The sequence below is a fragment of the Sulfurimonas sp. genome (genome assembly GCF_027056685.1).
In the GTDB taxonomy this organism is placed as follows: domain Bacteria; phylum Campylobacterota; class Campylobacteria; order Campylobacterales; family Sulfurimonadaceae; genus Sulfurimonas.
This window is the reverse complement of sequence record NZ_JALUKE010000061.1, coordinates 1-5,019: the sequence shown is the minus strand read 5'-3', so window position 1 is coordinate 5,019 and position 5,019 is coordinate 1. Positions and strand designations below refer to the sequence as shown.

Here is a 5,019-nt window from a genome sequence, read left to right as displayed (position 1 = left end):
AAGCTTCACTATTCTCACAAATATACTTTGCAACTCTTGCCGTTGAATCGAGAACAACGGTAAGTGCAATGACATTGTCAAGATATTTTATTTTTTGAGTTAGTGATTTAAAAAGTTCCAATGTTAAAAAAAAAAAAAAAAAAAAGTACTCTTTAAACTTTTCAAAATCAATTTCTAAAATACTTCCATCTGTCTCAAACGCAGCAGATGCAGGATAGGGAAGTTTTTCAAAAACTGCCATCTCTGCAACAAAATTATTTGGTATAAAACGGTGTAAAATAATCTCATTATTTTTAGGATCAACCTTATAAATTTTTACAACTCCATCAAGAACAAGTGTGAGGTATTTTGCTCTATCTTTTTCATAAAATAGGACTTCACCCTGCTCAAAATTTCTTTTTCTTGAGATAGAAAGGAGTAGTTTCAACTCTCGCTCATTGAGATTTTGAAATATACCAACCTTCTTTAATGTATCAATAGACAACATTATCTTATCTGCCCTTTTCCATATATTTTATATTTATATGTTGTTAAGCCTTCTATGCCCATTGGTCCACGAGCATGAAGTTTGTTTGTACTTATTCCCACTTCTGCACCAAAACCAAATGCAGCACCATCTGTAAAACGAGTGGAAGCATTTACATAGACTGCTGCAGCGTCAATACTGTTTAAAAATTCCTCTGCTGTTGTTATGTTTTCAGTAATAATAGCTTCAGAATGCCCTGAGCCAAATCTCACTATATGCTCTATTGCACCATTAACACCATCAACAACTTTTATATTTAAAATGTTTGCCAAATATTCTGTATCGAAATCTTCATCTGTTGCATTTGCAATGCTAATAATCTCTTGCGTTTGAGTACATCCTTTTAGTTGGGTACCAGCTGCATCAAATGCCTCTTTGAGCTGAGGAAGAGCCTCTTTTGCTATTTTCTTATCAACTAAAAGTGTCTCCATAGCATTACAAACACCTGGTCTTTGCACCTTTGCATTGATGGCAATTTTGATGGCATTGTCAAGATTTGCATCTTTATCTATATAAGTATGACACTCCCCTTTATCGTGCTTAACTACACTTACAGTTGCATTTTGACTTACATATTTTATAAGTCCTGCCCCACCACGAGGAATAATCAAATCAACATATTTATCCATTTTAATGAGTTTGGCAACCCCTTCTCGTGAACTATCAGGAATAAGAGAGATTAAAGATGTAGGCAAATTATTTTTTGCCAATACTGCTTGCAGTACCTTTGCAATAGCCTTATTTGAAAATTCTGCCTCTTTGCCACCCTTAAGCACACATACATTTGAACTTTTAAAACAGAGTGCCGCTGTATCACTTGTCACATTTGGACGCGATTCATAAATAATACCAATCACACCAATAGCAATAGAGACTTTTTCAATTTTTAAGCCATCCTCTGTCATCCAGCCATCAAGCACACGGCCAACAGGCTCTTTAAGTGCTGCTATCTCTTCAATAGCAACTGCCATAGACTCAACACGCTCTTCATCTAAAAAGAGTCTATCCATTAAAGCTGATGTAAGTCTGTTTTTTTCACCCTCAAGCATATCTATTGCGTTTGCTTCCATCAAATCCATTGTATTTGCACGCAAAGCATTTGCCATCTCTTTTAAAATTCTATTTTTTTCACTGCCACTTAAGTTACCCAAAATCCGACTCGAAGATTTTGCTTCTGCTAAAAATTGTTCCACTTTTTATACTCCATAAATGTTTACCTTTTTCAATATGCTATACTACCATAAAAATATTTAGGACTTTTATGAAAACCATCATATTTATAGGAAATGGCAATATGGCTTTGAGTATTGCACAAGGATTAAAGAATAGTTATAAAATAGAGGTTGTAGGACGCAACATAAATAAACTACAAGCGTTTGAAGATGCTCTTAGTATAAAGATAGAAAAATATCTTTTAGATGGTTTTGACATGACTAATAAGAGCATTATACTCTGTGTTAAACCTGCCAATGTAGAAGAAATTTCGCAAAAACTTCGAGGAAAAGCAAAAATAATCTATTCTGTGTTAGCTGGAACAAGTATAGAAAAAATAAAAACAAATCTCGCTACAAACGCAGTGGTAAGAGCCATGCCAAATCTAGCTGCTAGTGTTTCAAAATCTATGACAACACTTACCGGTGACGCTGCGTTTAAAGAAGAAGCAATAGAGCTTTTAAACGCAATAGGCACAACACGCTGGCTTGCAAATGAAAAAGAGATAGACATAGCAACTGCCCTTGCTGGAAGTGGACCAGCATATCTTGCTCTTATGGCAGAAGCACTTGCAGATGGAGCTGTAAAACAGGGTCTTAAACGCGATGATGCTATGGCTATTATGAGAGGACTTTTTGGTGGTTTTGGAGAGTTGATCCAAACAATTCACCCTGCACTACTAAAAGATGGCGTAATGAGCCCTGGAGGTACAACAGCAGCCGGTTATGATGCTTTAGAAGAGGGAAATGTAAGACACTCCTGCATAAATGCAGTGCAAAAAGCGTACGAAAAGGCAAAAGAGCTCTAAAAAAGCTCTTTTTTAATAATCATCTTCGTCATCGTCATATTTAAGGAAAAGTACTAAAATCCACACCAATATAGCAACAGCAACAATTTCATATCCAATCAGCCATACAATTGGAAAAGCATTAATATCTAAAAGTTTAAAATTTTCGTAATTTCCTCCTGCAATAACTAAAAACAGAAATACAGCTCCTGCGATATAAGGAATAATAACTGTATAAACAGCATACGCCAAACCTGCCCACTCTTCTGGAACATAAATAAAATCTCTGAAATCTACTTTTTGATCGCCAAAACTAACTTTCTGTCTTTTTTGTTTTTTTTTAGCACTCTTCTTGCGCTCATCCCTTACTAATTGGTTATAATAAAGCATATCTCGCTTTTTTCTTAGTGTATCTTCCATCAATTCATTCATAAAGTATCCTAATAAAAACATTTTACATTAGTATTCATTAGTCATACCTTAATGTAAATATATTAGATAATATTACAAGAACTTTAATATTTCAGATTCAATATTCTCTTTTTCTATAATTGTCTTTTGAGCGATCTCTTTAGAAAAAAGTGCACTTATCATTGTTGGAATTTTTAATCCTGCTACCTTGGAAATAGACTCTAAAGCTTTAATGTCTTGCGCATCTTTTTCACCAGTAAGTGCATTTGCAATAACTGGTGAAAATTTTGTCCACTCTGCTGTAGAGTATGCAATAGTTTTTATTTCAGGGTTTGAACATGTCTCATAAGATTTCATACATGTTGCAGTATGTGGATCCATTAAGTAATGATACTCTTCAAAAATCTCTTTTATATATTTTTTACCCTCATCACCATTACAAAAATCTGCATCAAAATATTCACGGAGTTTATGCAACTCTTTACTAGTGAGTTCGTAGAAATTTTGCTCTTCCAAATCAAACATCAACTCTTTTGTTCTTTGTGTCCCAAAAAGGTCATATAAAACTCTCTCAACATTTGAAGATTTTAAAATATCCATAGCAGGAGAAGTTGTTCCAACAACTGCACAATCTCTTATGTCATACTTTCCATCACGAATAAGCTTTGTCAGTACATTGTTCTCGTTTGAAGAAATAATGATTTTTGCAACAGGCAGTCCCATTTTCCATGCATAATAACCACCAAGTGCATTTCCAAAGTTTCCACTTGGTACATTAAGGTAAACTTTTTCACCCATAACAATGCCATTTTGACGCACAAGTTCTAAGTATGAATGAATATGGTAAATTATTTGAAAAATGATACGACCAAAGTTTACAGAGTTTGCAGCTGAGAGTTTTGTATCTTTTTGTGCAAGTACCTCTTTAAAACTCTCCGATGCCAAAAGATGTTTTAGCGCATTTTGTGCATCATCAAAAACACCGTGAATACCAATAACTTTAAGATTTTTTGCATCTTCTGTTACCATTTGCAAGCGTTGCACATCACTTGTTCCACCATCAGGATACATACAAGCAACTTTAACATTTGCACGGTTTTTAAATGTCTCTAACGCCGCTGGGCCTGTGTCTCCACTCGTAGCAGCTAAAATAAGATAGTTTTCATTTAATCTTTGTGCAATAGATGAAAGTACAACACCAAAAGGTTGTAGTGCCATATCTTTAAACGCACGGGTAGGCCCATGGTAAAGCTCAGAGATGTAAAGATTCTCTTTTACTTTCACAACCGGTACAGGATTTGATACGTCATCAAACTTATCATAAAGATTTAGTGCCTCATCTATGACAGCACTATCAATGTCTATCTCAAAACGAGAAAGCATATCTTTTGCAAGCTCTTTATATGAAGAGTTGAGATGCTTGTTTAAAAACTCTTCTCCGAGCTGAGGGAGTTCTTCAGGTACATAAAGACCACCAAAAGATGCGATAGGACTTAAAATAGCCTCAGAAAAAGTTACTTTTTCGGCTTTGTTTGCATCAAAACCACGAGTTTGGATAAATTTCATATTATATTCTCTGCTTTTTTATTTTCGAAATTATAGCAAAATTTCACCACTTTACCTAAAAAGGCGAATTGGGTTGATATGGTAATTTTTCTGAGTTACTTCAAAAACCAATTCATCTCTTACTCGTCCTATGACTGCACCCTTTCTTATTTTCCTACCTTTTTTGATGTCTGGTGCAATTTGAGAAAGATTTGCATAAATTGTATGTAGTCCGTTTTTATGCTCAACGATAACCATATTATCTAAAACTGCAGTTTTATCAGCATAAACAACCCTTCCATTCATTACATTTTTAACCTTCGCATTTAGTGACGCTGGTCGTAAAGATACTGACTCATTAAAAATTTTAATGCCATAAATCGGATCAGTATATGGACCATACTTCTTACTAATGGTATATCTACTCAAAGGTGCAATAGTCCTAGGTCCTCTGTAACGGATAGTCTTGACACTCTGGTAACTATTACCGTGCTGTTTGACCTTTGGCAGCTTTTCATTAAGATCAATCTTCTGTTTT

At 34.7% G+C, this 5,019-nt stretch carries 6 protein-coding genes; 1 reads left to right on the top strand and 5 read right to left on the bottom strand.

Annotation, left to right across the window (positions count from 1 at the left end; all coding sequences use genetic code 11):
- Both MVY38_RS02380 and MVY38_RS02375 read right to left on the bottom strand, forming a co-directional pair.
- A partial coding sequence (locus tag MVY38_RS02380; protein ID WP_297483191.1) for a Crp/Fnr family transcriptional regulator occupies positions 1-487 on the bottom strand: 487 nt, incomplete at its 3' end.
- Positions 487-1,719, bottom strand: coding sequence for a glutamate-5-semialdehyde dehydrogenase (locus tag MVY38_RS02375; RefSeq protein ID WP_297483188.1), 1,233 nt, complete (start codon positions 1,717-1,719; stop codon positions 487-489). The genes MVY38_RS02380 and MVY38_RS02375, both read right to left, overlap by 1 nt.
- A gap of 68 nt (positions 1,720-1,787) precedes the next feature.
- Here MVY38_RS02375 and MVY38_RS02370 point away from each other — a divergent pair, with 68 nt between their 5' ends.
- A complete protein-coding gene (locus MVY38_RS02370; protein ID WP_297483184.1) occupies positions 1,788-2,546 on the top strand; it encodes a pyrroline-5-carboxylate reductase in 759 nt (252 codons plus the stop codon).
- 12 nt (positions 2,547-2,558) lie between these two features.
- Here the strand turns inward: MVY38_RS02370 and MVY38_RS02365 are convergent, their stop codons facing one another.
- The 3 genes from MVY38_RS02365 to MVY38_RS02355 all read right to left on the bottom strand — a co-directional run.
- Positions 2,559-2,957 carry a hypothetical protein gene (locus tag MVY38_RS02365; RefSeq protein ID WP_297483181.1) on the bottom strand — a complete coding sequence of 133 codons (399 nt, stop codon included), beginning with the start codon at positions 2,955-2,957 and terminating at the stop codon, positions 2,559-2,561.
- A gap of 72 nt (positions 2,958-3,029) precedes the next feature.
- A complete protein-coding gene (gene thrC, locus MVY38_RS02360; protein ID WP_297483178.1) occupies positions 3,030-4,502 on the bottom strand; it encodes a threonine synthase in 1,473 nt (490 codons plus the stop codon).
- Between the two features lie 51 nt (positions 4,503-4,553).
- The coding region (locus tag MVY38_RS02355) for a M23 family metallopeptidase (protein WP_297483176.1) at positions 4,554-5,019 on the bottom strand (466 nt) is incomplete at its 5' end.

Excerpts from the sequence above, each read along its gene's own strand:
- MVY38_RS02365 (WP_297483181.1), bottom strand. The coding sequence starts at position 2,957 with ATGAATGAATTGATGGAAGATACACTAAGAAAAAAGCGAGATATGCTT.
- thrC (WP_297483178.1), bottom strand. The coding sequence starts at position 4,502 with ATGAAATTTATCCAAACTCGTGGTTTTGATGCAAACAAAGCCGAAAAA.
- MVY38_RS02370 (WP_297483184.1), top strand. The coding sequence starts at position 1,788 with ATGAAAACCATCATATTTATAGGAAATGGCAATATGGCTTTGAGTATT.